At 71.2% G+C, this 25,906-nt stretch carries 20 protein-coding genes and 1 pseudogene; 13 read left to right on the forward strand and 8 right to left on the reverse strand.

The window, feature by feature from the left end:
- Positions 1-8 precede the first annotated feature (8 nt).
- From ACZ5GT_RS17315 to ACZ5GT_RS17325, 3 genes are read right to left on the reverse strand one after another with little or no spacing between them, the layout of a single operon-like run.
- Positions 9-2,243, reverse strand: coding sequence for an amino acid adenylation domain-containing protein (locus tag ACZ5GT_RS17315; protein WP_469023648.1), 2,235 nt, complete (start codon positions 2,241-2,243; stop codon positions 9-11).
- The gene (locus ACZ5GT_RS17320) at positions 2,240-3,169 is read right to left on the reverse strand and encodes a thioesterase II family protein (protein WP_469023651.1); all 930 of its coding nucleotides are present in this window, start codon (positions 3,167-3,169) and stop codon (positions 2,240-2,242) included. The genes ACZ5GT_RS17315 and ACZ5GT_RS17320 overlap by 4 nt, the downstream gene beginning before the upstream one ends.
- Positions 3,166-4,239 (reverse strand): acyl carrier protein, encoded by a 1,074-nt coding sequence (locus ACZ5GT_RS17325; protein WP_469023654.1) that lies wholly within the window; start codon positions 4,237-4,239, stop codon positions 3,166-3,168. The genes ACZ5GT_RS17320 and ACZ5GT_RS17325 overlap by 4 nt, the downstream gene beginning before the upstream one ends.
- A gap of 259 nt (positions 4,240-4,498) precedes the next feature.
- On the opposite strand from ACZ5GT_RS17325, the gene ACZ5GT_RS17330 reads away from it, so the two are divergent.
- The 6 genes from ACZ5GT_RS17330 to ACZ5GT_RS17355 all read left to right on the forward strand — a co-directional run bounded on the left by ACZ5GT_RS17330 (position 4,499) and on the right by ACZ5GT_RS17355 (position 11,581).
- Entirely contained in the window at positions 4,499-5,491 is a 993-nt protein-coding gene (locus tag ACZ5GT_RS17330) for a TauD/TfdA family dioxygenase (protein ID WP_469023658.1), read from the forward strand.
- A 559-nt stretch (positions 5,492-6,050) separates the two neighbouring features.
- Positions 6,051-6,539, forward strand: coding sequence for a GNAT family N-acetyltransferase (locus ACZ5GT_RS17335; RefSeq protein ID WP_469023661.1), 489 nt, complete (start codon positions 6,051-6,053; stop codon positions 6,537-6,539).
- A 671-nt stretch (positions 6,540-7,210) separates the two neighbouring features.
- Entirely contained in the window at positions 7,211-7,414 is a 204-nt protein-coding gene (locus ACZ5GT_RS17340; RefSeq protein WP_014145516.1) for a cold-shock protein, read from the forward strand.
- Between the two features lie 346 nt (positions 7,415-7,760).
- Positions 7,761-9,257 (forward strand): DEAD/DEAH box helicase, encoded by a 1,497-nt coding sequence (locus tag ACZ5GT_RS17345; RefSeq protein WP_469023664.1) that lies wholly within the window; start codon positions 7,761-7,763, stop codon positions 9,255-9,257.
- Positions 9,258-9,302: 45 nt separating this feature from the next.
- Entirely contained in the window at positions 9,303-9,704 is a 402-nt protein-coding gene (locus ACZ5GT_RS17350) for a CBS domain-containing protein (protein WP_469023667.1), read from the forward strand.
- Positions 9,705-9,895: 191 nt separating this feature from the next.
- Entirely contained in the window at positions 9,896-11,581 is a 1,686-nt protein-coding gene (locus tag ACZ5GT_RS17355; protein WP_469023672.1) for a ribonuclease J, read from the forward strand.
- 421 nt (positions 11,582-12,002) lie between these two features.
- Here the strand turns inward: ACZ5GT_RS17355 and ACZ5GT_RS17360 are convergent, their stop codons facing one another.
- Positions 12,003-13,121, reverse strand: coding sequence for a fatty acid desaturase family protein (locus tag ACZ5GT_RS17360; protein ID WP_469023678.1), 1,119 nt, complete (start codon positions 13,119-13,121; stop codon positions 12,003-12,005).
- A 7-nt stretch (positions 13,122-13,128) separates the two neighbouring features.
- Positions 13,129-14,184 (reverse strand): ferredoxin reductase, encoded by a 1,056-nt coding sequence (locus tag ACZ5GT_RS17365; protein WP_469023684.1) that lies wholly within the window; start codon positions 14,182-14,184, stop codon positions 13,129-13,131.
- Positions 14,185-14,271: 87 nt separating this feature from the next.
- Between ACZ5GT_RS17365 and ACZ5GT_RS17370 the strand changes: the two genes are divergently transcribed.
- The 5 genes and pseudogenes from ACZ5GT_RS17370 to ACZ5GT_RS17390 all read left to right on the forward strand — a co-directional run bounded on the left by ACZ5GT_RS17370 (position 14,272) and on the right by ACZ5GT_RS17390 (position 19,395).
- Positions 14,272-15,411 carry a PucR family transcriptional regulator gene (locus ACZ5GT_RS17370; RefSeq protein WP_469023690.1) on the forward strand — a complete coding sequence of 380 codons (1,140 nt, stop codon included), beginning with the start codon at positions 14,272-14,274 and terminating at the stop codon, positions 15,409-15,411.
- Between the two features lie 528 nt (positions 15,412-15,939).
- Positions 15,940-16,413: pseudogene (locus ACZ5GT_RS17375) on the forward strand (transposase); the annotation flags it as partial.
- 44 nt (positions 16,414-16,457) lie between these two features.
- The gene (gene pcaDC / locus ACZ5GT_RS17380) at positions 16,458-17,759 is read left to right on the forward strand and encodes a bifunctional 3-oxoadipate enol-lactonase/4-carboxymuconolactone decarboxylase PcaDC (RefSeq protein WP_469023695.1); all 1,302 of its coding nucleotides are present in this window, start codon (positions 16,458-16,460) and stop codon (positions 17,757-17,759) included.
- 144 nt (positions 17,760-17,903) lie between these two features.
- Complete coding sequence (locus ACZ5GT_RS17385; RefSeq protein WP_469023699.1) at positions 17,904-18,539, forward strand: MBL fold metallo-hydrolase; 636 nt, start codon at positions 17,904-17,906, stop codon at positions 18,537-18,539.
- Between the two features lie 76 nt (positions 18,540-18,615).
- Entirely contained in the window at positions 18,616-19,395 is a 780-nt protein-coding gene (locus tag ACZ5GT_RS17390; protein ID WP_469023703.1) for an exodeoxyribonuclease III, read from the forward strand.
- Between the two features lie 32 nt (positions 19,396-19,427).
- Here ACZ5GT_RS17390 and fdxA read toward each other — a convergent pair whose 3' ends face one another.
- Genes fdxA through ACZ5GT_RS17405 form a run of 3 tightly spaced genes read right to left on the reverse strand, consistent with a single transcriptional unit; the run spans position 19,428 to position 22,652 of the window.
- On the reverse strand, positions 19,428-19,748 hold the full coding sequence (gene fdxA / locus ACZ5GT_RS17395; RefSeq protein ID WP_469023710.1) for a ferredoxin: 321 nt from the start codon (positions 19,746-19,748) through the stop codon (positions 19,428-19,430).
- Entirely contained in the window at positions 19,745-20,803 is a 1,059-nt protein-coding gene (locus ACZ5GT_RS17400; protein ID WP_469023713.1) for a 2-oxoacid:ferredoxin oxidoreductase subunit beta, read from the reverse strand. The genes fdxA and ACZ5GT_RS17400 overlap by 4 nt, the downstream gene beginning before the upstream one ends.
- Positions 20,793-22,652 carry a 2-oxoacid:acceptor oxidoreductase subunit alpha gene (locus ACZ5GT_RS17405; RefSeq protein WP_469023721.1) on the reverse strand — a complete coding sequence of 620 codons (1,860 nt, stop codon included), beginning with the start codon at positions 22,650-22,652 and terminating at the stop codon, positions 20,793-20,795. Before ACZ5GT_RS17405 ends, ACZ5GT_RS17400 begins: the two co-directional genes overlap by 11 nt.
- 332 nt (positions 22,653-22,984) lie before the next feature.
- On the opposite strand from ACZ5GT_RS17405, the gene ACZ5GT_RS17410 reads away from it, so the two are divergent.
- Both ACZ5GT_RS17410 and ACZ5GT_RS17415 read left to right on the forward strand, forming a co-directional pair.
- Complete coding sequence (locus ACZ5GT_RS17410; RefSeq protein WP_469023724.1) at positions 22,985-23,569, forward strand: TetR/AcrR family transcriptional regulator; 585 nt, start codon at positions 22,985-22,987, stop codon at positions 23,567-23,569.
- 468 nt (positions 23,570-24,037) lie between these two features.
- Entirely contained in the window at positions 24,038-25,780 is a 1,743-nt protein-coding gene (locus ACZ5GT_RS17415) for an MFS transporter (protein WP_469023728.1), read from the forward strand.
- Positions 25,781-25,906 lie beyond the last annotated feature (126 nt).

The following is a 25,906-nucleotide window of genomic DNA, read 5'->3' on the forward strand; positions in this document are numbered from 1 at the left end:
ACTGTGCCCTACCTTCCTTCCGCGAACGCCGCCGTGGCCGCGCCGCTGTCTCCGGTCCGGCGGACCGCGCGCCGCGGGTCCGGAAGCAGCGCCTCCAGGGCACGCCGGTCGACCTTGCCGTTGGCGGTCAGCGGGAACGCGTCCACGACCAGCACCTCGGACGGGATCATGTAGTCGGGGAGTTCGCGCGCGAGCCGGGCCCGCACCCGGGCCCGGTCGACCCGCCCCTCCGGTCCGCCGCCGGGCGCCACGACCAGGAACGCGGCCAGGCGCGCGGGCCGCCCGACGGCGGTGACGACCGCGTCCGCCACGCCCGGCGTGCGGCGCAGGGCCTCCCGCACCTCGCCCGCCTCGATCCGGTAGCCGCGGACCTTGAGCTGGTGGTCGGTGCGGCCCAGGAACTCCAGGTCGCCCGCTGCGGTCCAGCGCGCGCGGTCCCCGGTGCGGTAGAGGCGGGAGCCGGGTGGGCCGTAGGGGTCGGGCAGGAAGCGGTCGGCGGTGAGCGCGGGCTCGCCCACATAGCCGTAGGAGACCCCGTCGCCGCCCACCCAGACCTCGCCCGGCACGCCCACCGGCACCGGTTCGAGCGCCTCGTCCAGCACGTACATCGTGGTGTTGGGGATCGGGCGGCCCAGCGGGATCAGGCCGTCCGGTTCGGGTTCGTCCACCTGCTGGCCCGAGTTGCCCACGGTGATCTCGGTCGGGCCGTACTCGGTGGCCACGGCGGTGCCGTCCGGCCCGGCCAGCGCCAGCCAGCGCCGCGCCAGGTCGCCGGTGAAGGCGTCCCCCGCGGCGATGACCAGACCGGCCAGCCCCCGTGCCTGTTCCGGGTCCAGCTCCAGGCTGAGCAGGTTGAGATGGCCGGGAGTCAGTTTGACGAAGCTGTAGGGGGCGCCCGCGGTGAGCAGGGCGCCCAGCTCGGCCGGGTCCAGCGGATCGGGCAGCAGGTGCACCGTCTGCCCGGTGACCAGCGGGGTGAACAGGGCGGGCAGACCCAGGTCGAAGCCGATGGAGCTGAAGAACGGCGAGCCGCCGGAGCCCCGGGAGGCATACGTCTCCGCCGTCCACAGCACGTAGTTGGCCAGGCCCGCGTGGTGCACCAGCACGCCCTTGGGCCGCCCGGTGGAGCCCGAGGTGTACATCACGTAGGCCGGGGCGGCCGGGGCCGGACGAGCGCCGGGGCCCGGCGGCGGCCGGACACCGGCGGCCTCCTCGACGTCGAGCAGCAGGATGTCGACACCCGCGACATCCCCTGCGTCCGTGAGGTCCGTGAGATCCATGACGTCCGTGACGTCCGTGACGTCGGCCCAGAGTGACTGGTGCGCGGTGCCGGTGAGGACCAGCCGGCAGCGCGCGGCCGCGGCCATGCCGTGCAGCCGTGCGGCGGGCAGGCCGACGTCCAGCGGCAGATAGGGTGCTCCGGTCTTCCAGACGCCGAGAACGGCGGGCAGCAGGTCGGGGCCGCTGCGCAGCGAGATGCCCACCGGCCGGTCCGGTCCGGCACCGCGTGCGGCGGCCAGGGCGGCGACCCGGTCGGAGCGCTCGTCCAGCTCACGGTAGGAGAGCACGCCCCGCGCCCAGCGCACGGCGGGGGCGTCCGGGGTGCGCCCGACCTGGGTCAGGAAGAGGTCGAGGACGGTGGCGTCCGGCCGCCCCGTCCGGCCGCCCGAGCTCCACGCCCCGAGAACCGACCGCAGCTCCGTCTCCGGGAGGCAGGCCCGGCCCGCGTCGCCGTCCGGGGCGGCCGCGGCGGTCAGCGCCGCGCGGTAGAGCCCGGCGAGGCGGTCGAAACCCGCGCGCGACAGCAGGCGGGCGTCGGCGCGAAGGCGCAGTCCGTCCTGGTGGGCCGTCACCACGATCCCGTGGCGCGGTCCGGTCCGCTCCGGCGCTCCGGCGGGTTGCCCGGCCGTGAAGAGCGGCCCCTCCGCGGCCTGTTCGGGCGTGGCGGCGGCGACCGTCGGGTGTGACGTCCGCGCCAGCTCCCGCCAGGTGCCCGGCTGCCGCAGGTCCACCTCGATGCCGTGCTCGTCCGCTCCGGCCGGCCGCACCGCGGTACGGAACCGGCGGGTCTCGGCGATCATGCCCAGCACCCGCAGATGGACCGCGAGCAGCACCGCCGGCGCCTCGTCCCCGTGCGCCTCGGTCAGGGCGCGGGCGGGTAACGAGGTCTCGTGGTGGACCAGGTCGGTCGGCTCGTTCTGCCGCCAAGCCGTCGGCGGCGTCACCCACTGACTCCCCGTCACCCCGTCGCCTCCCCGTCCGTGGTCTCCCCGTCCGTTGCCACCCCGTCCGTGGCCTCCCCGCGCGGCGGCCCGTCGGCCGGAGCGTCCGCCGCCCCTGCCGTCAGCCCCCTCAGCCCCGTCGGTCCCTTCAGCCCCGCCAGCATCTCTGCCACCAGCTCCGCCACCAGTGGCCCCGCCTCGTGCAGCAGGTAGTGCGGGGCGTCCAGCAGGTGCACCGAACAGACCGCCGCCGTCTCCGCGGTCCAGGCCGACAGCGCGGACCGCGCGACGAACCGGTCCCGCCGCCCGCCGATCACGGCGATCGGCGCGGCGATCGGCGGGCCGGGGGTGTACTCCAGCCGCTCGACCACGCGGTAGTCCGCCCGCAGCACCCGCTCCGCGATGGCCATCAGGTCGGGGTCGGCCAGCACCTGCGGCGCCGTGCCCCCGTACCCGACCACCCGCTCCATCAGCTCCCGCCGGTCCAGCAGGTGCAGCGGGTCGGTGATCCGGCGGACCGCCGGCCCCTCGGCGGAGGAGACGACGACCAGCTCCGGGGCCGGTCCGCCGGCCAGGTGCAGCCGTCGCGCGCACTCGTACGCCAGCACGCTGCCCGAGCAGTGGCCGAGCAGGACGAACGGGCGGTCCAGCAGGGGACCCAGCGCCGACAGCACCGCCTCCACCGCCTCGCCGGGCTCGTCCAGCAGCGGCTCGCGCAGCCGGTTCTCCCGGCCGGGGAACCGCACCGCGCACAACTCGACATCGGCGGGCAGCAGTTCCGCCCAGGCGTTGAAGGCCGCGCCGCCCGCGCCGACGTGCGGGAAGCACACCAGCCGCAAGGCGGGCTCGGCCACCGGGCGCGGGCGGCCGAACCAGCGCCGGGCCGCCGCCGGGACGCCGGGGGAGCCCGCAGCGGTGGAGGAGACGGGCGGGGTCAGGGGTTTCACGCGGTGCACCTCTTCCGCAGTGCCTCGGCCAGTTGGGGGTCGCGCAGGGCGCCCGCCGGGGAGGCCAGTCCGTGGTCCAGGCGACAGATCTCGGGCGTGGACAGCACCGGCCCCCACGCCCGCTCGACCGCGGCCTGCTCCGTCGCGTCCACGGCCAGCAGAATCGGACCGTCGAAGGCGTCGCCGTCCAGGCGGTGCCCGGCCAGGGCGAAGTCGACCGCCGCGCCCGCGGCCTGCCGGCGTACCAGCTCCGCGGCGGAGTCCACGTCCTCGAACCAGCCGGCCGCGTGCGCCGCCGACAGCAGCACCTCCGCGCCGTCCGCCTCGCCCAGGCCGAACCGTGCCGCCAGCGCGGCCGTCCGGGCCGACAACAGCTCCGCCCGCGAAGCCGCTCCGACCGGGGCCGGCGGTGACACCAGCGCCAGCAACGCGATCTCCCGGCCCGCCGCCCGCAGCGCACGCGCCGCCTCGAAGGCCAGGACCGCGCCGGGACCGAAGCCCGCCAGCGCGAGCGGGCCGTCCGGCTGCTCCGCTCCGACACTCTCGGCCAGGGCCCGCGCGGCAGGCGGCACGTGCCCGGCGTCGGTGACCGAGCCGTCCAGGCCCGGCAGTCCGAAGCCGCGCACCGGACGGCCGAGGCCCCACTCCCGCAGCGCCGCGCGCTCGGCCCGCCGATGGCTGTCCGAGTGCACCGTGAAGAGTGCAGGCCCCCCGGCCTCCGCCCGCCCGTCCGGGCGGGGTGTCCCCGTCCGCGGCCAGGGGCCGGCCGCGGCGTCGGTCACCAGCGACAGCAGCCGCTCCGGGACCCGCACGGCCCGGCCCACCGTCAGGGCCTCGGCCAGCCGGGCCGGCGTGGACTGCCGCAGAGCGTCCGAGGTGCGCAGCGGCAGCCCGCGTTCCCGGGCCGCCAGCACGATCTCCACCACGGCGAGCGAATCGCCGCCCAGCTCGTAGAAGTCGTCGTCGGGCCCGACCGGGTGGCCGAAGTGCTCGCCCCACACGGAGCGGACCAGGGTCTCCACGTCGTAGGTGGTCGCGCTCTCCGGCAGTCCGCCGACTGTGCCGGTCACTTCGGTCACCTTCCTCCGACATCGGCCGGCCCGCTGCCGTACCCGACGGTCAGCCTGGCTTCGGGCCCGGGCACGAGCCAGGCACGAGGGCGGCAAGTTGGCGGCGGGGAGTTGCCGGTCGCCGTGCCTGGCCGACCGCCGCCTCCCGACGCGACAGTGACCGGGCGGACAGCTCACGGCCCCGGCGGGCCGTCGGACAGTCGGCCGCCCCGGCCCGCAGCGGCCGGCCGGCGGCTGCCAGGGCGAGGGAGACAGGGACGTGACGGCAGGACCGGCCACCCGGGCGGACACCCCGACCCGTGACGGCATCGGGATCACGCTCACCCCGGCGGAGGCCGCGCACGCCGCCCTCGTCGCCGGAGGGCTGACCCGCGTCGAGCCGGGTGCCGTCGACCACCCCGACTGGATCGCCGCCGCCCGCCTGGCCGGCTGCGCGCTCCCGCTCCGGCTGCTCCAGGCCGTCCGCGACTACCGCAACGACCCCGGGCCCGAGGGCCTGCTGCTGATCGGCGGCCTGCCCCTCGACCCCGCGGCGCTGCCGCCGACACCCCACGTCCCGGACTCCTACGAGCCCGCGCCGACCCTCCCCGCCGCCCTCGCCGCGCTGGTCGGCCTGCAGCTCGGCGAACTCGTCGCCTACCGCGACGAGAAGCGCGGAGCGCTGGTCCAGAACGTCGTCCCGGTGCCCGCGCTGGCGGCCTCGCAGAGCAACGGCGGATCGGTTCCGCTGGAGTTCCACACCGAGAACGCCTTCCACCCCGACCGCCCCGACTACGTCGGCCTGCTCTGCCTGCGCCCGGACCGCGAGGGCGTCGGCACCACCGTCGCCTCCGTCCGCCGCGCCCTCCCGCTGCTCACCGGCAAGGAGGTGGCCCTGCTGAGCGAGCCCCGCTTCCTGACCGCCGCGCCGCCCTCCTTCCACGCTGCCGACTGCTCTCCGGCCCACCCGGTCCTCTCCGGCGCCCCCGACGACCCGGACATCCGCGTCGACTTCCACGCGACGACCGCCGTCGACCAGGAGGCGGCGGAGGTGCTGCTGCGCCTGCGGTCCGCGCTGGCGACCGTCCGCCGCGACCTGGAGCTGCGCTCGGGCGACCTGGTCTTCCTCGACAACCGCCTCGTCGTCCACGGCCGCAGCGCCTTCACCCCCCGCTACGACGGCCGCGACCGCTGGCTCCACCGCGTCTTCGTCAGCCTCGACAACCGCCGCAACCGCGCCCGCCGCATCGACGGCGGAGCCGTCCTGCTCTGACCCCGCCGCTGCCGCTCCCCGCGGGCCTCTCAGGGGCGACACGTCACGCTGTCGGAGCGGACCAGGGCCCGCCGCCGCACGGGCCGTGAACTGTCGGGTCAGGACCCGGCTTCACACAATCGCCTCAGAAGCCGACGCCGTCAGGCCGGGACCGGTCATGTGCGATCCCGTGAGAGATGAGAGGGTCTGACGGGTGAGCGAGACACCACCGAACACCCTCCAGTACCGCTTCGACGGGCCGGAAGAGGCCCCGGTCCTGATCCTGGGTCCCTCACTGGGCACCACCTGGCACAGGTTGTAGAGACCGTCCGTGGGCGTCCAGGCCAGTCCAAGGTGAGCGCGTAATGCCAGGGCAGGGCATCGCGGTTGACCACCCCGTTCTCCGGCTCTTCCGCGGCGGTTCGGGCGTCCCAGTTGCTGTCGGCGGGCGGCCGATGCGGCGGCAGTGACTTGATCGATCGGGGCCTGGGCAGGCGGTTCCCCGGGAGCGGTGCAGGAATCCTGCCCGAGCAGCCGACCCGCCGCACGACGGCACGCCCCGGTGCGAAATACTCTCCCGATGAGTCCACGCAATTCCCCGATCAGCCGGCCGATCACGATACGGAGGGCCGTCGCGCGGGATGCCAAGCGGCTCACGCGGCTCGTGCGTGGTTCAGGCGCCTACGAGGGTAAGTACGCAGCCGCGGTCGCGGGCTACCGGGTCGGTCCTGATTACCTCGAGGCCCACCGCGTCTTTGTGGCCGTCGGCGCCGACGAGCACGGAGGCCGGGTCCTCGGGTTCTACTCGCTCGTCCTCGCTCCACCGGAGCTCGACCTGCTGTTCGTCGCCGACGAAGTGCAAGGACGGGGTATCGGACGGCTGCTCGTGGCGCACATGCAGTCCGAGGCCCGTGCCGCCGGGATCGACCGTGTCAAGGTCGTGTCGCATCTTCCCGCCGAGGGCTTCTACCACCGCGCTGGTGCGGTGCGGACCGGGACCGCGCTCGCGAACCCGCCCGCCGTGCCGTGGGACCGTCCCGAATTCGAGTTTCGCGTTTCTTCCGGATGACGCGGTGTGCCGGTTGGCGAGGCACCGGCATGCCGGGCTCGCGTGCGGTCGCGGTCAGGACCTGCTCGACCGCATCCGCCGGCACGGGACCCTTCAGCGCCGTGATCGGAAGGCCCGGCACGTTCCCGAGCGCGGACTTGATGACAGCAGCCTTCTGCTGTGCGGCCGCCGCGTCTCCCACGACCTTCGACACATGCTCATCGAGCAGCCGGGATACCTCGGCAGCCCCGGAACCCAGTTCCGCCTCGACACCCGCGGGGCATGGCAAAGAACAGGCGCAGCACGGTCGCCCGCGCCACCTGCAGTAGCGACCAATCTTTTGGGGGAGCAGCCCTTACGCTGGGCGCGCCCCCGAAGCTTCCCGAAACGTTGCGCTCCGGCTGGGTCAAAATCTGTGCCCGCGAGCTGAAGTTTCAACGGGACAGGCAGACAGATTCTCTACCGCATTAAGGTGGGGCGGGATTCTTCACCGTACACAGGCCGTTTCGGCGTGCTACTGTCGATCTCAGTTGCAGTTGTGGTTCCCAAAACTTCAAGTGCCCTCCGGGCGGCGCCTGTGCCACTGGAAGCACTTTTGTTGTCCGGTCTTTTTCCCGGCGGGGTGATCATCGCGGCGACACGGGGTCCGTGCAGTGCGGATCCCGTATGCACTGCCCCAAAGGAGAAATGATATGGCTGCTGGTACTGTGAAGTGGTTCAACGCGGAAAAGGGCTTCGGCTTCATCGAGCAGGACGGTGGCGGCGCTGATGTGTTCGCCCACTACTCGAACATTGCCGCCCAGGGCTTCCGCGAGCTGCTGGAGGGCCAGAAGGTGACCTTCGACATCGCGCAGGGCCAGAAGGGCCCGACGGCCGAGAACATCGTTCTCGCCTGACGCTGACTGTCGCGTAGTTGTAGCTGGGGCCCGCGTCCTTCGGGGTGCGGGCCCCAGCTACTCGCATTTTCCGCAGTGGGTTCGCCTGCGGATGACAACCAGGAAACCCGTAGGCTCACCGCATACGGGGCATCCTTCAGGGGTGCACGCATCCCTTCATGGCTTCATCGCGGCGGATGCCCGAACATTGCGTCCGCTTCGCGTCACTCATTCCAGCTCCTGTGCCGCGCGGATTTTTCGTCGGCCAGATTCGCTTTCGCATTCCGCCGGTCCATTCTTGCAATTCTCTGTGCTGCTGATCGCTGCGGGAATTCCTTGATATGTGCCGCATCGAGGAAGGTTCCGCATGAACCGCACAAGCACGAACGACCGCTTCACCCGCACCCGTAACGGCAGTGCCGAATCCGGAAGGGGCGGCAGCCGATTCGGTTCGTCGGCCAGGAGCCGCTCCGGCGGGCCGGGCCGTTCCGGTGGTCACGGCCGCCGGCCCGCCGCGGTCCAGGGGGAGTTCGCGCTGCCCAAGACGATCACTCCCGCGCTCCCCGCGGTGGAGGGCTTCGCCGATCTCGACATGCCCGGGGCGCTGCTGGGCGCGCTCAGCTCGCAAGGCGTGACCGTACCCTTCCCGATTCAGGCCGCGACCCTGCCGAATTCCCTCGCCGGCCGGGACGTACTGGGCCGTGGCCGCACCGGCTCCGGCAAGACCCTCGCCTTCGGGCTGGCGCTGCTGGCCCGTACGGCCGGGCAGCGCGCCGAGGCGAGGCAGCCGCTGGGGCTGATCCTCGTACCCACGCGTGAGCTGGCGCAGCAGGTCACCGACGCGCTCGCCCCGTACGCCCGCTCCGTGAGGCTGCGGCTGGCCACGGTGGTGGGCGGAATGCCGATCGGCCGACAGGCGAGCGCGCTGCGCGCCGGCGCCGAGGTCGTCGTCGCCACGCCGGGACGCCTCAAAGACCTCATCGACCGTGGCGACTGCCGACTGAACCAGGTTTCCATCACCGTCCTCGACGAGGCCGACCAGATGGCCGACATGGGCTTCATGCCACAGGTCACCGCCCTTCTCGACCAGGTCCGCCCCGAAGGCCAGCGCATGCTGTTCTCCGCCACTCTCGACCGCAACGTCGACCTGCTCGTGCGCCGCTACCTCAGCGACCCCGTCGTGCACTCCGTCGACCCCTCGGCCGGCGCGGTCACGACGATGGAGCACCACGTGCTCCACGTTCACGGCGCCGACAAGCACACGGCAACCACCCAGATCGCCGCACGCGACGGCCGCGTGATCATGTTCCTCGACACCAAGCACGCCGTCGACGGCCTCACCGAACACCTCCTGAACAGCGGGGTACGGGCCGCCGCCCTGCACGGCGGGAAGTCACAGCCACAGCGCACCCGCACGCTGGCACAGTTCAAGACCGGACACGTCAATGTGCTGGTAGCGACCAACGTCGCGGCGCGCGGCATCCACGTCGACAACCTCGACCTCGTCGTCAACGTCGACCCGCCGACCGACCACAAGGACTACCTCCACCGCGGCGGCCGCACCGCCCGCGCAGGAGAGTCCGGCAGCGTCGTCACCCTGGTCACCCCCAACCAGCGCCGCGGCATGACCCGCCTCATGGCAGCGGCCGGCATCGTGCCGCAGACCACCCAGGTCCGCGTCGGCGAAGAGGCCCTGCACCGCATCACCGGCGCCCAGGCCCCCTCCGGCATCCCGGTCGTCATCACCGCACCGGTGGCCGAACGCCCCAAGAAGCGCGGCGCCACCTCACGCGGCCGACGTCACCCCGTCTCGGCGGCCCGCCGCGCGCCCGTACGGCAGTCCACCGCCGGTGCGGCGGCATAGAACCCTCGTGTCAGGAAGCCCGCCCAACTTCGCAGGAGGCACCCTTTGACGCTGGACCAGACGCAGTTCCGCTCAACACGTACCAACGCCGTGCAGACGGCGGCCGATCCCGCGGACGTGGCCGGACCACAGGTCTGGGAGGACATGACCGTGGAGGTGGCACTGTCCGTGATGGCCGCCGCTCGTATGGGTCATCTGGTCGTCTGCGACGAGGACGGTATGTGCACCGGCCTGGTCACCCGGGACCGGCTCACGGCCGTTCGTGACGGTTCCGGATACACGGACCGGATCCGCCTGCGTGACATCGCCGACGTCATCGGGCCCTTCGCCTCGCCGCTGGCCACGAGGGCCGAAGCCGAGCGTGCGATGCGCTGCCGCCGGCTCGGGGCCCCGCCCATGGTCGACGGACACGGCAACGCTCTGGGCGTCCTCGCCCTCTCTCGCTGAACCGCCGTCACCCCTATCCGGGGCCGTCTTCTCTTCCCCGCTGGAGGCATCATGCGCTCTGCCATCGCTCGGGCCGGCAGATGGTGTTGCAGTTCCTTCGGAGCCTTGGTGCCAAGAGGCACCAAGGCCCCTCCGCGCGTTCGAGATGACAGCAGACGGGACCTTTCCCGCTCTCCGGGTACCGTCAGGGTATGAGTCATCCGCACCCCGAGCTGAAAGCCGCACCGCCCCTTCCCGAAGGAGGGCTGCGGGTCATCGGCCTGGGCGGCCTAGGTGAGATCGGCCGCAACATGACCGTCTTCGAGCACGCGGGCAAGCTGCTCGTCGTCGACTGCGGCGTGCTGTTCCCCGAGGAGACCCAGCCCGGCGTGGACGTGATCCTGCCGGACTTCACCTCGATCCGGGACCGGCTGGACGACATCGTGGCCGTGGTCCTCACCCACGGTCACGAGGACCACATCGGCGGTGTGCCGTACCTGCTGCGCGAGCGGTCCGACATTCCCGTCGTCGGCTCCAAGCTGACGCTGGCGTTCCTGGAGGCCAAGCTCAAGGAACACGGCATCCGGCCGCGCACGGTGCGGGTGCGGGAGGGCGACCGGCGTGGTTTCGGGCCCTTCGACTGCGAGTTCGTGGCGGTCAACCACTCCATCCCCGACAGCCTCGCGGTCGCGATCCGCACCCGGGCCGGGATGGTGCTGCACACCGGCGACTTCAAGATGGACCAGTTCCCTCTCGACGACCGCATCACCGATCTGCGTGCCTTCGCCCGCCTCGGCGAGGAGGGCGTGGACCTGTTCCTCACCGACTCCACCAACGCCGAAGTACCTGGCTTCACCACCTCCGAGCGTGAGCTGAATCCGGCGATCGAGCAGGTGATGCGCACCGCGCCGCGCCGGGTCATCGTCTCCAGCTTCGCCAGCCACGTGCACCGCATCCAGCAGGTCCTGGACGCCGCTCACCAGCACGGCCGCAAGGTCGCCTTCGTCGGCCGGTCGATGGTCCGCAACATGGGCATCGCCCGCGACCTGGGCTATCTGAAGGTCCCCTCCGGTCTGATCGTGAGCACCAAGGAGCTCGAGAAGCTCCCGGACCACAAGATCACTCTGGTGTGCACCGGCTCCCAGGGCGAACCCATGGCCGCGCTGTCACGGATGGCCAACCGCGACCACGTGATCCGCATCGGCAAGGGCGACACCGTGCTGCTCGCCAGCTCCCTCATCCCCGGCAACGAGAACGCCATCTACCGGGTGATCAACGGACTCACCCGGTGGGGCGCCCACGTGGTCCACAAGGGCAACGCCAAGGTGCACGTCTCCGGGCACGCCAGCGCCGGCGAACTCGTCTACTGCTACAACATCGTCAAACCCCGCAACGTCATGCCCGTCCACGGCGAATGGCGCCACCTGCGGGCCAACGCCGACCTCGCCATCCGTACCGGTGTCGACCCCGAACGGGTCGTCATCGCCGAGGACGGCGTCGTCGTCGACCTGGTCGACGGGCGCGCGTCCATCACCGGCAAGGTCCCCGCCGGCAACGTCTACGTGGACGGCATGGAAGTCGGCGGCGCCACCGAGGCGTCCCTCAAGGACCGCCTCACCCTCGCCTCCGAAGGCGTGGTCACGGTGGTGGCGATCGTCGACGCGGACACCGGCGTCCTCGCCGAGGCCCCCGACTTCCTGGCCCGCGGCTTCGTCCACGACGACGCCACTTTCGAGCCGGTCGTCCCCGTCATCGAGAAGACCCTGGCCACCGCGGCCGAGGAAGGCGTCGGGGACGCGCGCCAACTCGAACAACTCCTCGCCCGCGCCGTGGCGAACTGGGCGTTCCGCACCTATCGCCGCAAGCCCCTCATCATCCCCGTCATCATCGACGCCTGAGCCACACCCGGGCAGGCGTCCGGGGGCGGACGCCGATGTGCACGAGGTGAAACCCGGCGACGAGTCGGTCCTGATGTCCAGCCTCATCACCGGCCCACCGGCCCACCGGCCCACCGGCCCACCGGCCCACCGGGTCGGCCCGGGCGGCCCGGTGGCGAGCGCTGCGCCGGGCATCCCGCAGCACCTCCAGCAGCTGTCCTGCCGCCGAGCAGCAACATGACGGCCACGGGCATCAGAAACGCGGACAACCCGGTGTACCGGCAAAGGAGGAGAGAAAGTCCGTCAGACATGACGCTCATTTGACGCTCCGGCCGCCTCACAGCCCGCGCCCGAGGCAGGAAAACCCCTAGTGCGTGGCGATTCTGGAGCCTGCGGACAAGGGCGCCTGACCTCGGGTTCGTGAGCCAGGCGCTTGTAACAATCAGGCGGCGACGAGCTCCTGCTCACGGTCCGGCGTCTTGACCTCGGGCTTCTTGTTCGGCAGCGAGAGCCGGAAGACCTTGTGCCACGCGGAGAACACCTGCTTGGGCAGCGGTCCGGTGACGTACTCCAGCTCGTACTTCTCGAACAGCGCGCGCACCTTCACCGCGACCTCGGCGTACCGGTTGCTCGGCAGGTCCGGGAACAGGTGGTGCTCGATCTGGTGCGACAGGTTGCCGGTCATGAAGTGCATGGCCTTGCTGCCGCTGATGTTCGCCGAGCCCATCATCTGGCGCAGGTACCACTGGCCGCGCGTCTCGCCCTTGATCGACCGGCGCTCGAAGACCTGCACGCCCTCGGGGAAGTGCCCGCACATGATCACCGAGTGGGACCAGAGGTTGCGGACCAGGTTCGCGGTGAACGTGGCGGCGAGCGTGGTGAGGAACGACGGGCCCGACAGCAGCGGGTGGATCACGTAGTCCTTGAGCACCTGCTTGCGGATCTTGCGGCCCACGGCCTTGGCCCGCGCGCGGAACTCCGGGTTCTTGCGGCGGCGCTTGCGCAGGTTCTTGCCGAGCTCCAGGTCGTACGCTGCGATGCCGTACTCGAAGAAGCAGGCGTTGATGAAGTTCCACAGCGGCTGGCCGAGGTGGAACGGGTGCCACTTCTGGTCCTCGTCGACGCGCATGATGCCGTAGCCGAGGTCGTTGTCCTTGCCGATCACGTTGGTGTACGTGTGGTGCAGCTCGTTGTGCGAGTGCTTCCACTGGTCGGCCGGCGAGACGTGATCCCACTCCCAGGTGGTGGAGTGGATCTTCGGGTCCCGCATCCAGTCCCACTGGCCGTGCAGGATGTTGTGGCCGATCTCCATGTTGTCCATGATCTTCGCCACGGACAGACCGGCGGTGCCGAGCAGCCACGCGGGCGGGAAGATCGAGAACAGCAGCACGCCCCTGCTGACCAGCTCGAGCTTGCGCTGCGCCGAGATGACCTTACGGATGTAAGCGGCGTCTTTCTCGCCACGGTCGGTGATCACCTCGTCGCGGATCGCGTCCAGCTCGCGGCCGAGCTCCTCGATCTGCTCCGCGGTCAGGTGGGCGGTGGGGTCGATGGCGGTCAAGGTGCTCCTACCGTTGGATGTCGCAGGGGCCCGCCGCGGCGGACACGCAGGTCTGGATGAGGACGCCCGGCTCGGCCTCGGTGATCTCGCCGGTGCGCAGGTCGCGGACGGCGCCCGCCTTGAGCGGCGTGACGCAGCCGAAGCAGATGCCCATGCGGCACCCGGAGGGCATGAGCACGCCGGCCTCCTCGCCGACGTCCAGCAACGGCGTGGCGCCGTCCGCGTCGACGGTCTTGCCGGTGGCGCTGAACGTGACCTCGCCGCCGTCACCGGCGACGACGATGCTGGGCCGGAAGCGTTCGGTGTGCAGGCGCTCCGGTACCCCGTGCTCGCTCCAGTGCTTTTCGGCGGCGTCGAGCAGGCCCGCGGGCCCGCAGGCCCAGGTCTCGCGCTCGGTCCAGTCGGGCACGAGTTCGTCGAGACGGGCGATGTCGAGCATGCCGTCGGTGTCGGTGTGCACTTCGGTGAGCCGCAGCTTCTTGTCCGCGACCAGGTCGTGCAGTTCGTTGCGGAAGATCACGTCGTGTGGCTGTGGGGCGCAGTGGACCATGACGACGTCGTCGAACTCGGTGTCACGCAGCATGCCCATCACGGGCGTGATGCCGCTGCCGGCGGTCAGGTAGAGCACCTTGGCGGGCTTGGCCTGCGGCAGCACGAAGTCACCGGTCGCCTGGTCGAGCTGGATCAGTGTGCCCGGTTTCGCCCTGCGGACCAGGTGGTTGCTGACCTTGCCGTCCGGGATCGCCTTCACGGTGATCGTGACGCGGCCGTCCGGGCGGTTCGTCGGCGAGGTGATGGAGTAGGCACGCCACAGGCGCACCCCGTCGACGTCGACCCCGATCCGCACGTACTGACCGGCTGTGTGGCCGCGCCAGCCCCGTCCCGGCCTGATCACGACAGTCGCGGCGTCATCCGTCTCGGGGTGCACGGCCTCGATGCGCCCCCGCAGGTCAGCGCCCGCACGCAGTGGGCTGACCAGGTCGAGGTAGTCCGACGGCAGCAGCGGCGTCGTGACCATCTCCAGCAGTTTCCACGCCCTGCTGCGCAGGGCAGTACTCGTCATGACTCCAGCTTGCTGTGTCTCAGGGCGTAAAGTCCTGACCGTAGGACGTGAATCTGGTGGGTGGAATTGTTCGCAGGGAATAAAAGCGTGAGTCGTGTAACCCAGAGGGCCAGCGAACTGGCCCTGGATGAGACGACGGTCACCGCACTTCGGGCCGCGCTGAAGACCACCGCCGACGAGGTCGTCCAGGCGATCATCGACGAGGTCCCTCCCTACGCCAACGCCCTTTCGGGCCGCATGGGCGGCACCATCCGCCGAGCCGTCCGCACCGCCCTGGGGCACTACCTGGACCTCGCGAGCGGCAACGCCACAGGCGGCGATGCCGGTGACGCAGCCTACGAGCTGGGCCGCGGCGAGGTGCGCGACGGCCGTTCGATGGACGCCCTGCTCAGCGCCTACCGCGTCGGCGCCCGCGTGGCCTGGCGGTGCCTGGCAGCGGGTGCCGTACCCGCGGGTCTGCCTGCCGCCGAGGTCGCCAAGTTCGCCGAGCTGACCTTCGCCTATATCGACGAGCTCTCCGCCGCGAGCGCCGCGGGCCACGCCGACGAACTGGCCGCCCGGGGCAGGGACCACGAGCGCCACCTGGAACACCTGGCCCGCGACCTCCTCGCCGGCGTGAGCCCGGACGTGCTGCTGGCCTCTGCTCAACGGGCCGGATGGCAGCCTCCGGATTCGCTGACGGCGGTCCTGCTGCCCGCCGCCCAGGTCCGGCCTGCCTACCGCGCGCTCGACCCGAGCACCCTCGTCCTCGACGATCTGCCGGACGCCACCGGTGTGCTGCTCGTCCCCGATGCCGACCGATCACATCTCTTGCGGCAGCTGACCGACCGCACCGCCGTGGTCGGCCCGGCCCGGCCATGGACTCGTGCGTCGGCCTCGTACGCACGAGCCGTACGCGCGCGCTCCCTCTCCTCTGATATTCGCGACACCGAGGACCACCTGCCCGAGCTGGTGCTGAGCGCCGACGTGGACGCGTTCGCAGACCTGCGTGCCCGAGCCCTCGCACCGTTGCGGACCTTGCCTGTCGCGACCGCACGGCGGCTGGAGGAGACGTTGCGGGCGTGGCTGCTGCACCAGGGCAGGCGGGACGAGGTGGCGGCGGCGGTGTTCGTCCATCCCCAGACAGTCCGGTACCGGATGTCGCAGCTGCGGGAGCTGTTTCCGGATCTCGCATCGCCACACCGGGTCCTTGAACTGACGCTGGCGGTCGGTCTTCGGGCCAGTTGACGGGTACTTCGACCGTCCACGCAGTCCCGGCGGATCCCGGCATCGTGCTCGGTGTCTGCCTGGACGTCCTTGCAGCCGGGACGGTTCGGGTGAGCGACGCGATCAAGGTGCAGCAGGTCGGCTGACAGGGAGCGTTCCACCACGAGTCGCCCACCTGCCGATCCGTCAGGCCCGCGTCTCGCACGACCAGCAACACCCGGTCGCGACTGAGCGGGAGTTGGCCGAGGAGGACGCCGGTCGCGTCGAGCAGGGCGTTGGCGAAGGCTGGAGCGACCGGGTTGAAAGGGCGGACTGTCGGCCGTGACGCCCGATTGACTCCCTGGGCACCCACATGCATGGCGATGGGCCAGGAAATGGGATCTGACCTCGGGTTTTCCGAAGATCGCTCAGGTCGACAGCTTTCCGATGACCCACCAGGTCGGTGTGCCGCGATCGAACCGGTCGCGAAGAGCTCCTGAACTGCGGTTGTGGGCGCACAATGTGCGGTGCGGGCGTTCAGTAGGTGGGACCATAAGGGGGAGGCTCCCGGTGCTCCACGCCACCCACGTGACCCTGGGTCTCCTGGCCCGGCGCATCGGGCAGCTCAGCGAATAGATCCAGGACCTGGAAGGCCGCCTGACCCGGCTGGTGGAGCGCCACGCTCAGCAGTTGCTCGAGGTGGTGGGCATCGGTCCGGACACGGCCGTCACTTTGCTGATCACGGTGGGGGACAACCCGGAACGCCTGGGCAGTGAGGCGTCGTTCGCGGCGCTGTGCGGGGTCAGCCAGGTCGAGCGTTCCTCGGGCAGTCGGCAGTACCGTCGCCTCAACCGCGGCGGCGACCGGCAAGCGACCGCGGCCCTGCACCGGATCGTGCAGACCCGCCTGCGCGTCGACCCGCGCACCCGGGACTACTACGAACGCCGCAGCAAGGAGGGCAAGACTCGGCGAGAGGTAGTCCGAAGCCTCAAGCGTTACGCGGCCCGGGAGGTCTTCCACCTGGTCAGACCTGTGCAGTCGTAACCTCCGTCAGAGGGGCAGTCGTGAGACGTGAGAGGGTCTGGGGCGTGAGTGAGACACCCCCGAACACCCTGCAATACCGCTTTGACGGGCCGGAAGAGGCCCCGGTCCTGATCCTGGGTCCCTCACTGGGCACCACCTGGCACATGTGGGACCGGCAGGTGCCGGAGCTGGCGAAGCAGTGGCGCGTCCTCCGGTTCGACCTGCCGGGGCACGGCGGATCCCCCGCCCACCCGGCGGGCTCGGTGCCCGAGCTGGCGGCCCGGCTGCTCGCCGTGCTCGACGGGCTCGGCGTCCATCGCTTCGGCTACGCGGGATGCGCGTTCGGCGGGGCGATCGGCATCGAGCTGGCCCTGCGCCGGCCGGAGCGGCTCGCCTCGCTGGCGCTGGTCGCCGCCTCGCCCCGCTTCGGCACGGCCGACGAGTTCCGCCAGCGCGGCGTGATCGTCCGCACCAACGGCCTCGACCCCATCGCCCGCACGTCCCCCGGCCGCTGGTTCACCACGGAGTTCGCGACCGCCCAGCCCGCCATCACCGAGTGGGCGGTGCAGATGGTGCGCACCACCGACCCCGGCTGCTACATCGCCGCCTGCGAGGCGCTCGCGGCGTTCGACGCACGGGCCGAACTCGGCCGCATCGGCGTGCCGACCGTGGTCCTCGTCGGCTCCGACGACCAGGTCACCGGTCCCGCCGAGGCCCGCACGCTGGTCGCCGGCATACCGGACGCCCGGCTCGCCGTGGTGCCGGGCGCCTCCCACCTGGTACCGGTGGAGCAGCCCGGCGCCGTCACCGACCTGCTGGTGCGGCACTTCTCCACCGCCTGGCAGGCCGGCCCGGCCGAGCCTCCCACCGGCCCGACGGCTGTCCCCGCGGCCGCCGCGAAGCCGGTCCCGGCCGCTCCCGCGCGGTCCGCGCCGATCGCCGAGATCGCCCCGGCCGCCGTCGCGCCCGCGCCCCCGGCGGAGCGGCCCGACCGCTACGACGCCGGGATCAAGCTGCGCCGCGAGGTGCTCGGCGACGCGCACGTCGACCGGGCGCTGGCCCAGGCCGACGAGTTCTCCGGGGACTTCCAGGAGTTCGTCACCCGCTACGCGTGGGGCGAGATCTGGGACCGGCCCGGCCTCGACCGCCGTACCCGCAGCTGTGTCACCCTCACCGCGCTGGTGGCGGGCGGCCACCTGGAAGACCTCGCCGCCCACACCCGCGCCGCCCTGCGCAACGGTCTGACCCCGGCCGAGATCAAGGAGGTCCTGCTGCAGGCGGCCGTCTACTGCGGTGTGCCCGCGGCCGGGCGCGCCTTCGAGGTGGCACGGCAGGTCGTCCGGGAGGAGACCACCCCCGAGCAGTGACCGCGGCCGAACGGTGACCCTGAGCCGTAGACCGGGCCTTGATCGCGGGCCGGGCCTTGATCGCGGGCCTGGTGGCCGGAGCACCCGGCTGGGCCCACCCGGCTGGGCCGCCCCGGCCGCCGCGCGACGGGGCAGGATGGACGCATGAAGTTCACGAAGAAGTCCCACTCCTGCGTGCGCCTGGAGAAGGACGGGCGCACGCTCGTCCTCGACCCCGGAGGGTTCAGCGAGGAGGACGCCGCCGTCGGCGCGGACGCCATCCTCGTCACGCACGAGCACCCCGACCACTTCGACGAGGGCCGGCTGCGGACCGCCATGGAGGCCAACCCGGCCGCCGAGATCTGGACGCTGAAGTCGGTCGCGGACCAGATCTCGGCCGCCTTCCCGGGCCGGGTGCACACCGTCGGCCACGGCGACGCCTTCGAAGCCGCCGGTTTCGACGTCCAGGTCCACGGGGAACTGCACGCGGTGATCCACCCGGACATCCCGCGCATCACCAACGTCGGCTACCTGATCGACGGCGGGCAGGTCTTCCACCCGGGCGACGCACTGACCGTCCCGGGCGGGCCGGTGGGGACGCTGATGCTCCCCGTCATGGCACCCTGGAACAAGATCTCCGAGGTCATCGACTACGTCCGCGAGGTCAAGCCGCAGCGCGCCTACGACATCCACGACGCCCTGCTCACCGACCTCGCCCGCCCCATCTACGACCGTCAGATCGGGGCACTGGGCGGCGCCGAACACCTGCGGCTGCCCCCGGGCGACTCGGCCGACGTCTAGTACCGAGTCATCGGCTCGTTCCGGCGCCGCGGCCGGGGCGGTCGGGTTGTCGTACCCGCCCGGTAGGTTGTGAGGCATGCGCATCGCGACCTGGAACGTGAACTCGATCACCGCCCGCCTGCCGAGGCTGCTGGCCTGGCTGGAGAGCAGCGGCACGGACGTCCTGTGCCTCCAGGAGGCCAAGCTGGCCGAGGAGCAGTTCCCGTTCGACCAGCTGCGCGAGCTGGGCTACGAGGCGGCGGTGCACGCCACCGGCCGGTGGAACGGCGTGGCGGTGCTCTCCCGCGTCGGCCTCGCGGACGTGGTCAAGGGCCTCCCCGGCGACCCCGGTTACGACGGGGAGCGGGAGGCCCGCGCCGTCTCGGCGACCTGCGGCCCGGTCCGCGTCTGGTCGGTGTACGTGCCCAACGGACGCGAGGTCGGCCACCCCCACTACGCCTACAAGCTCCAGTGGTTCGAGGCCCTGAAGGCGGCGGTCGCCGGCGACGCGGGCGGCAGCAGGCCCTTCGCGGTGCTCGGCGACTACAACGTGGCGCCGACGGACGACGACGTCTACGACGTCTCCGCCTTCGAGGGCTCCACCCACGTCACACCCGCCGAGCGGGCCGCCCTGAGCGCCCTGCGCGAGGCGGGCCTGTCCGACGTGGTGCCGCGTCCGCTGAAGTACGACCACCCGTTCACCTACTGGGACTACCGCCAGCTCTGCTTCCCCAAGAACCGCGGTATGCGCATCGACCTGGTGTACGGCAACGAGCCGTTCGCCAAGGCGGTCACCGACGCCTACGTGGACCGTGAGGAGCGCAAGGGCAAGGGGGCGTCCGACCACGCGCCGGTGGTCGTGGACCTCGAGGTGTGACAGGCGGCCGGCCGGACCCGCCCCGGTGCCCCTCAGGCGGCCGGGACGGGCTGTCCGGCGACGACGGGGTGGTCGCGGTCGACCGGGCCGAGCTCGCCGGCGCCGCCCGGGGAGCCCAGCTCGGCGAAGAACTCTGTGTCCGCGGTGCGGAAGGCCGACCACTCCTGCGGCACGTCGTCCTCGAAGAAGATCGCCTCCATCGGGCAGACCGGCTCGCAGGCCCCGCAGTCGACGCATTCCTCGGGGTTGATGTACATCTTGCGCGGCCCCTCGTAGATGCAGTCCACGGGGCACTCGTCGACGCAGGCCTTGTCCTTGATGTCGACGCAGGGCTGGGCGATCACGTACGTCATGACGAACTCCCCACGGTCCAGGTGTCGTTGCCGGCGAGAAGGGCGGCCAGGTCGCCCTTGCCGTTCTGTTCGATCGCGGTGTCGAGCTGGTCGGCCATCTGCGTGTCGTAGACCGGCCGCTCCACGGACCGGAACACGCCGATCGGGGTGTGGTGCAGGGTCTCGGGGTCGGCCAGGCGGGACAGGGCGAACGCGGTGGTCGGGGAGGCCGACTGGGCGTCGTGCACCAGGATCTCGCTCTCGTTGTCGGGGGTGACGGGGACGACCTTCAGATCGCCGGTGGCCCGGTCGCGGACCACGCCCTTGCTCCGGTCGGCGCCGAAGCGGATGGCCTGTCCGTGTTCGAGGCGGATCACCGTCTCCTGGGCCTGCTGCTTGTCCTTCAGAGCCTCGTAGGCGCCGTCGTTGAAGATGTTGCAGTTCTGGTAGATCTCGATGAGGGCGGTGCCGGGGTGGGCGGCGGCCTGGCGCAGTACCTCGGTGAGGTGCTTGCGGTCGGAGTCGACCGTGCGGGCGACGAAGGAGGCTTCGGCGCCGAGGGCGAGGGAGACGGGGTTGAAGGGGGCGTCCAGTGAGCCCATCGGCGTCGATTTGGTGATCTTGCCGACTTCGGATGTGGGTGAGTACTGGCCCTTGGTGAGGCCGTAGATGCGGTTGTTGAAGAGGAGGATTTTGAGGTTGACGTTGCGGCGGAGGGCGTGGATGAGGTGGTTGCCGCCGATGGAGAGGGCGTCGCCGTCGCCGGTGACGACCCAGACGGACAGGTCGCGGCGGGAGGTGGCCAGGCCGGTGGCGATGGCGGGGGCGCGGCCGTGGATGGAGTGCATCCCGTAGGTGTTCATGTAGTACGGGAAGCGGGAGGAGCAGCCGATGCCGGAGACGAAGACGATGTTCTCCCTGGCCAGGCCCAGTTCCGGCATGAAGCCCTGGACCGCGGCGAGGATCGCGTAGTCACCGCAGCCGGGGCACCAGCGCACTTCCTGATCGGACTTGAAGTCCCTTGCCGCGAGGGCGACTTCGCTCCTCGGGACCAGGGACAGCGCTTCAGTGGGCATGGAGGGCCTCCTTGAGAGCCGTGGCGAGCTGCTCCGCCTTGAACGGCATGCCGTTGACCTGGGTGTGCGACTCCACGTCGACCGCGTACCCGGCCCGCAGGAGCCGGGCGAGCTGGCCGAGGTTCATCTCGGGGACCAGGACGCGCTCGTAGGAACGCAGCACCGTGCCGAGGTTCTTCGGGAAGGGGTTGAGGTGGCGCAGGTGGGCCTGCGCGACCGGCTCGCCGGCGGCGCGCAGGCGCCGGACCGCGGCGGTGATGGGGCCGTAGGTGGAGCCCCAGCCCAGCACGAGGACGGTCGCGTCGTGCGGGTCGTCGACCTCGACGTCCGGCACGGTGATGCGGTCGATCTTGGCCTGGCGGGTGCGGACCATGAAGTCGTGGTTGGCGGGGTCGTAGGAGATGTTGCCGGTGCCGTCCTGCTTCTCGATGCCGCCGATGCGGTGTTCCAGACCGGGCGTGCCGGGAACCGCCCAGGGGCGGGCCAGGGTGTGCGGGTCACGCTTGTACGGCCAGAAGACTTCGGTGCCGTCGTCGAGGGTGTGGTTGGGGCCCTGTGCGAACTGCACCCGCAGGTCGGGGAGTTCGTCGGTGTCCGGGATGCGCCAGGGCTCGGAGCCGTTGGCCAGGTAGCCGTCCGACAGCAGGAAGACCGGGGTGCGGTAGGTGAGGGCGATCCGGGCGGCCTCCACGGCCGCGTCGAAGCAGTCGGCGGCGGTGCGCGGGGCGACGACCGGGACGGGGGCCTCGCCGTTGCGCCCGTACATGGCCAGCAGCAGGTCCGCCTGCTCGGTCTTGGTGGGCAGGCCGGTCGAGGGGCCGCCGCGCTGGATGTCGATCACCAGCAGCGGCAGTTCCAGCGACACCGCGAGCCCGATCGTCTCCTGCTTGATGGTGACGCCGGGGCCGGAGGTCGTGGTGACCGCGAGGGAACCGCCGAACGCGGCACCGAGGGCGGCGCCCACCGCGGCGATCTCGTCCTCGGCCTGGAAGGTGCGCACGCCGAAGTTCTTGTGCCGGGACAGCTCGTGCAGGATATCGGAGGCGGGGGTGATGGGGTAGGAGCCGAGGAAGAGGGGCAGGTCGGCCTGGCGGGAGGCGGCGATCAGGCCGTAGGCCAGGGCGAGGTTGCCGGAGATGTTGCGGTAGGTGCCCGGCGGGAACGCGGCCGCGGCGGGCGCCACCTCGTAGGAGACGGCGAAGTCCTCCGTGGTCTCCCCGAAGTTCCAGCCCGCCCGGAACGCCGCCAGGTTCGCCGCCGCGATCTCGGGCTTCTTCGCGAACTTCTTCGCCAAGAACCGCTCCGTGCCCTGGGTGGGCCGGTGATACATCCACGACAGCAGGCCCAGCGCGAACATGTTCTTGCTGCGCTCGGCCTCCTTGCGGGACAGCGTGAACTCCTTCAGCGCCTCCACCGTCAGGGTGGTCAGCGGCACGGCGTGGACGCGGTAGCCGTCCAGTGAGCCGTCCTCCAGGGGGGAGGCGGGGTAGCCGACCTTCTGCATGGCGCGTTTGGTGAACTCGTCGGTGTTGACGATGATCTCCGCGCCGCGGGGCAGGTCGCCGATGTTGGCCTTGAGTGCGGCCGGGTTCATCGCGACCAGCACGTTCGGGGCGTCGCCGGGGGTGAGGATGTCGTGGTCGGCGAAGTGCAGCTGGAAGGACGACACGCCCGGCAGGGTGCCTGCGGGAGCGCGGATCTCGGCGGGGAAGTTCGGCAGCGTCGACAGATCGTTCCCGAACGACGCCGTCTCCGACGTGAACAGATCACCCGTCAGCTGCATCCCGTCACCCGAGTCGCCCGAGAAGCGTATGACGACCCGGTCGAGCTGCTCTGTTTGATTCGTCACCGGCAAGTGCCTCTCCCTGGGCGGAAAATGCGCGTGTCGTACGGACCGACGGGGGCGGAAGCCCAGCGCGAGCCTAAGCTCAACGCACGATGATTTCAATGGGTGTTGAATTGCCCCTGGGGCGGGGGTAGAGTCCGGCCGTTCGGGGTTCGTGGCGGGGCGTCGACGGCGCCCGCGGTCCAAGCGCAGGTCGGCCGGGAAGTGGCGGCCGCAAGCGGTCTACGCGCGGCGCAAAGCTTTGACCGAGGAAGTCACTGAACGTAGACTTCACGCCAAGATGAATTCGCGTCGCGCGTCCTTCGGGGGACTCGGGATCGAGAGGAAGTGCCGCCGTGGCAAATGCTAGAGGCGCATCCGAAACCCGCCGCGCGATCATGAGGTCGGCGGCGGACCTCTTCGCCGAACTGGGGTACAGCAACACCTCCCTGCGGGCCGTCGCAGCCGACGCCGGCTGTGATCCCGCGCTGATCGGGCACTACTTCGCCTCCAAGGAGGATCTCTACAGCGCTGTGGTCGAGGACACGGTCAGACCCGCCGAGGCGATCCGGGAGGCGATGGAGCGCGGTGATCCGGACGCCGCGGAGTGGCTGATGCGGCACGCCGTCGCGGACTGGAACGACCCGGTGCAGCAGCGCCGCATCCTCGGTGTGCTGCGGTCCGCGGCGGACCTGCCCGCGGCCAGGGAGCGGCTGAGCCGGTCGCTGCTGCCCACGGTGGTCGCGGACAGCGGCGCCGACGAGATCAGGGTGTGGCTGATCAGCAGCCTGTTCATCGGGGTCAACACCTCGCGCCGGATGGGGCTGCTGGATCCCGGGCTGGCGGAGGACGACGAGCAGATGGTGCGCGCGCTGGCTCCGGTCGTGGCCGCGTTCCTCACGCCGCAGGGCATCGCCGGCGGCGCCCGTGCCTCCTCCTGAGGGGCGCGCGCACGTTCGGCGGCGGTGCCGGGCGGGATCGGAGTCCGATCCCGCCCGGCATCGTGCCGCGGTCTCCGTGCCATGCCGTGCCGTGGTCAGGGCCATGTCGTGCCGTGGTCTCAGGGTCGTGCCGGCGCCTCCGCGTCGTCGTCACCGGGGCGGCGGCTGCCGTCGTACGGCCGGTGCCTGCCGTCGTGCGGCCGTCGTACGGCCGCCGGATCCGCTCTTCCCGGTGTCGGACGTCCGTGCGCCCGGTGCTCCCGTCGCGGCCGGGTCGTGGTCGTCGGTGCGCCGGCCGCAGGGTTGCCGCAGGTCAACTCCGAGGAATCGGTGGGCGGTCGAGCGGACGACGAGTGTCCGGATCGCGGTCGCGACGGTTGCCGAAAAGAATTCAGTACTCGTAGACTTCATTGGAGAGTGAAATGTTGAGGGCGCTGTCGGGCAAGGCAGTCGACCCAGGGAGGAATCATGGAATCCATCGACACCGGCGTGACGGCTCCGCCCGGCACCGCACCCGCTCCGTCCGCCACCACGAACCCCGCGCGCTGGTTGATCCTCGCGGTCACCCTGTCCGCGATCTTCATGCAGATGCTGGACACGACCATCACGATGGTCGCGCTGCCGTCGCTGCAGAGCGATCTCGGCGCCACGTTCGCCGAGATCCAGCTCGTCGTCGCCGTCTACTCGCTCGCCTTCGCCTGCACCCTGGTGACCGGCGGCCGGCTCGGTGACATCCACGGCCGCCGCAAGGTGTTCCTCATCGGCATGCTGGGCTTCACCATCGCCTCGGCCCTGTGCGGCGCGGCCCCCAGCTCCACGTTCCTCATCGCCTCCCGGGTGCTGCAGGGCATGTGCTCGGGCCTGATGTTCCCGCAGGTCCTGTCGATCATCCAGGTCACCTTCTCCAAGCAGGAGCGCCCCAAGGCCCTGGCCATGTACGGCGCCTCGGTCGGCCTGGGCACCGTGCTCGGCCCGGTCCTCGGCGGCTGGCTGATCGACCTGAACATCATGGGCACCGACTGGCGTGCGATCTTCTACGTCAACCTGCCCATCGGCGCGATCGCCCTGTGCCTGGGTCTGGCGAAGATCCCCGAGTCCTCCGCGCCGGGCGCGCAGCGGCTCGACGTGACCGGCGCCGGCATCCTGACGGCCGGCCTGTTCAGCCTGATCCTGCCGCTGGTCATCGGCCGTGAGCACGACTGGCCGGGCTGGAGCCTGGCGCTGCTGGTGCTGAGCCCGGTGCTGCTCGCCGAGTTCTTCCTTTACGAGAACAAGCTCTCGAAGGCGGCCGACCGCTCCCCACTGGTGCCCACCGGGCTGTTCAAGGAGCGGTCGTTCACCGTCGGGCTCATCATCAGCGTCGTGTTCTTCGCCGGCATCCCGTCGTTCTTCATGACGTTCTTCATGAGCCTGCAGATCGGCTTCGGCTACACGCCCATCTCCGCCGGTCTGGTCAGCCTCGGCTTCGCCGCCCTCATCGCGGTCGGTTCCGCGCGCTCGGCGGCCGTGGTCAGGAAGCTCGGCACGAAGACGCTGGCCCTCGGCACCGGCCTGCTCCTGGTCGGCATGGCCGGGGTCATCGGCACCCTGCACTGGGCGGGCTCCGACCTGCACGGCTACCAGCTGATCCCCTCCCTGATGGTGGCCGGTATGGGCGGCGGTTTCTTCCTGGCACCGTGCACCGGCATCATCCTGGCCGGCATCCGTTCCAGCAACGCGGGCTCCGCGTCCGGCATGCTCGCCACCGTCCAGCAGGTCGGCATCGCCATCGGCATCGCCGTCGCCGGCATCCTGTTCTACGGGCTGCTCGGGTCCAACGCCGACGACTCCAGCGCGTCGGCGGTGCCCCGGCTGCGCAGCGACCTGGCGGCCGCCGGGGTGGCCGAGGCGCAGCAGACGCAGATCACCACGTCCTTCCAGACCTGCTTCCACGACAAGATGAACCAGAAGGACCTCACCGAGACGCCGGCGAGCTGCGCGCGGATCGAGAAGGAGATGGCGAACAGCCCGCTGCCGCAGGACGTCAAGCAGAAGGTGAAGGACGCGGTGCTCGGCACGGCCGTGCCCGAGGCCCGCAAGGCCAACTTCAGCGACAGCTTCGAGCAGGTCGTGTACTGGCAGATCGGCTGCTTCGGCCTGTCCTGCCTGCTGGTGCTCGCGCTGCCCAAGGTCCGGCCGGAGGACGTCGCCGACGTGCCGGGCGGCGCGTGAGCGACTGACCCGGGGCGGGGGGCGCGTACGCCGTCGCCGCCCGCCCCGGAACCCCCCTGCGTCCCGGGCAGGGGGGTGCCCCAACGAGGGGCCCCCGCACCTCCCCCTCTCCCCCCCCCCCCCCCC

This window comes from Streptomyces sp. NPDC031340 (assembly GCF_055569945.1).

Coding starts and splice junctions, on each gene's coding strand:
- ACZ5GT_RS17335 (WP_469023661.1), top strand. CDS start 6,051: ATGAGTCCACGCAATTCCCCGATCAGCCGGCCGATCACGATACGGAGG.
- ACZ5GT_RS17340 (WP_014145516.1), top strand. CDS start 7,211: ATGGCTGCTGGTACTGTGAAGTGGTTCAACGCGGAAAAGGGCTTCGGC.
- ACZ5GT_RS17345 (WP_469023664.1), top strand. CDS start 7,761: ATGAACCGCACAAGCACGAACGACCGCTTCACCCGCACCCGTAACGGC.
- ACZ5GT_RS17355 (WP_469023672.1), top strand. CDS start 9,896: ATGAGTCATCCGCACCCCGAGCTGAAAGCCGCACCGCCCCTTCCCGAA.
- ACZ5GT_RS17365 (WP_469023684.1), bottom strand. CDS start 14,184: ATGACGAGTACTGCCCTGCGCAGCAGGGCGTGGAAACTGCTGGAGATG.
- ACZ5GT_RS17385 (WP_469023699.1), top strand. CDS start 17,904: ATGAAGTTCACGAAGAAGTCCCACTCCTGCGTGCGCCTGGAGAAGGAC.
- ACZ5GT_RS17390 (WP_469023703.1), top strand. CDS start 18,616: ATGCGCATCGCGACCTGGAACGTGAACTCGATCACCGCCCGCCTGCCG.
- fdxA (WP_469023710.1), bottom strand. CDS start 19,748: ATGACGTACGTGATCGCCCAGCCCTGCGTCGACATCAAGGACAAGGCC.
- ACZ5GT_RS17400 (WP_469023713.1), bottom strand. CDS start 20,803: ATGCCCACTGAAGCGCTGTCCCTGGTCCCGAGGAGCGAAGTCGCCCTC.
- ACZ5GT_RS17415 (WP_469023728.1), top strand. CDS start 24,038: ATGGAATCCATCGACACCGGCGTGACGGCTCCGCCCGGCACCGCACCC.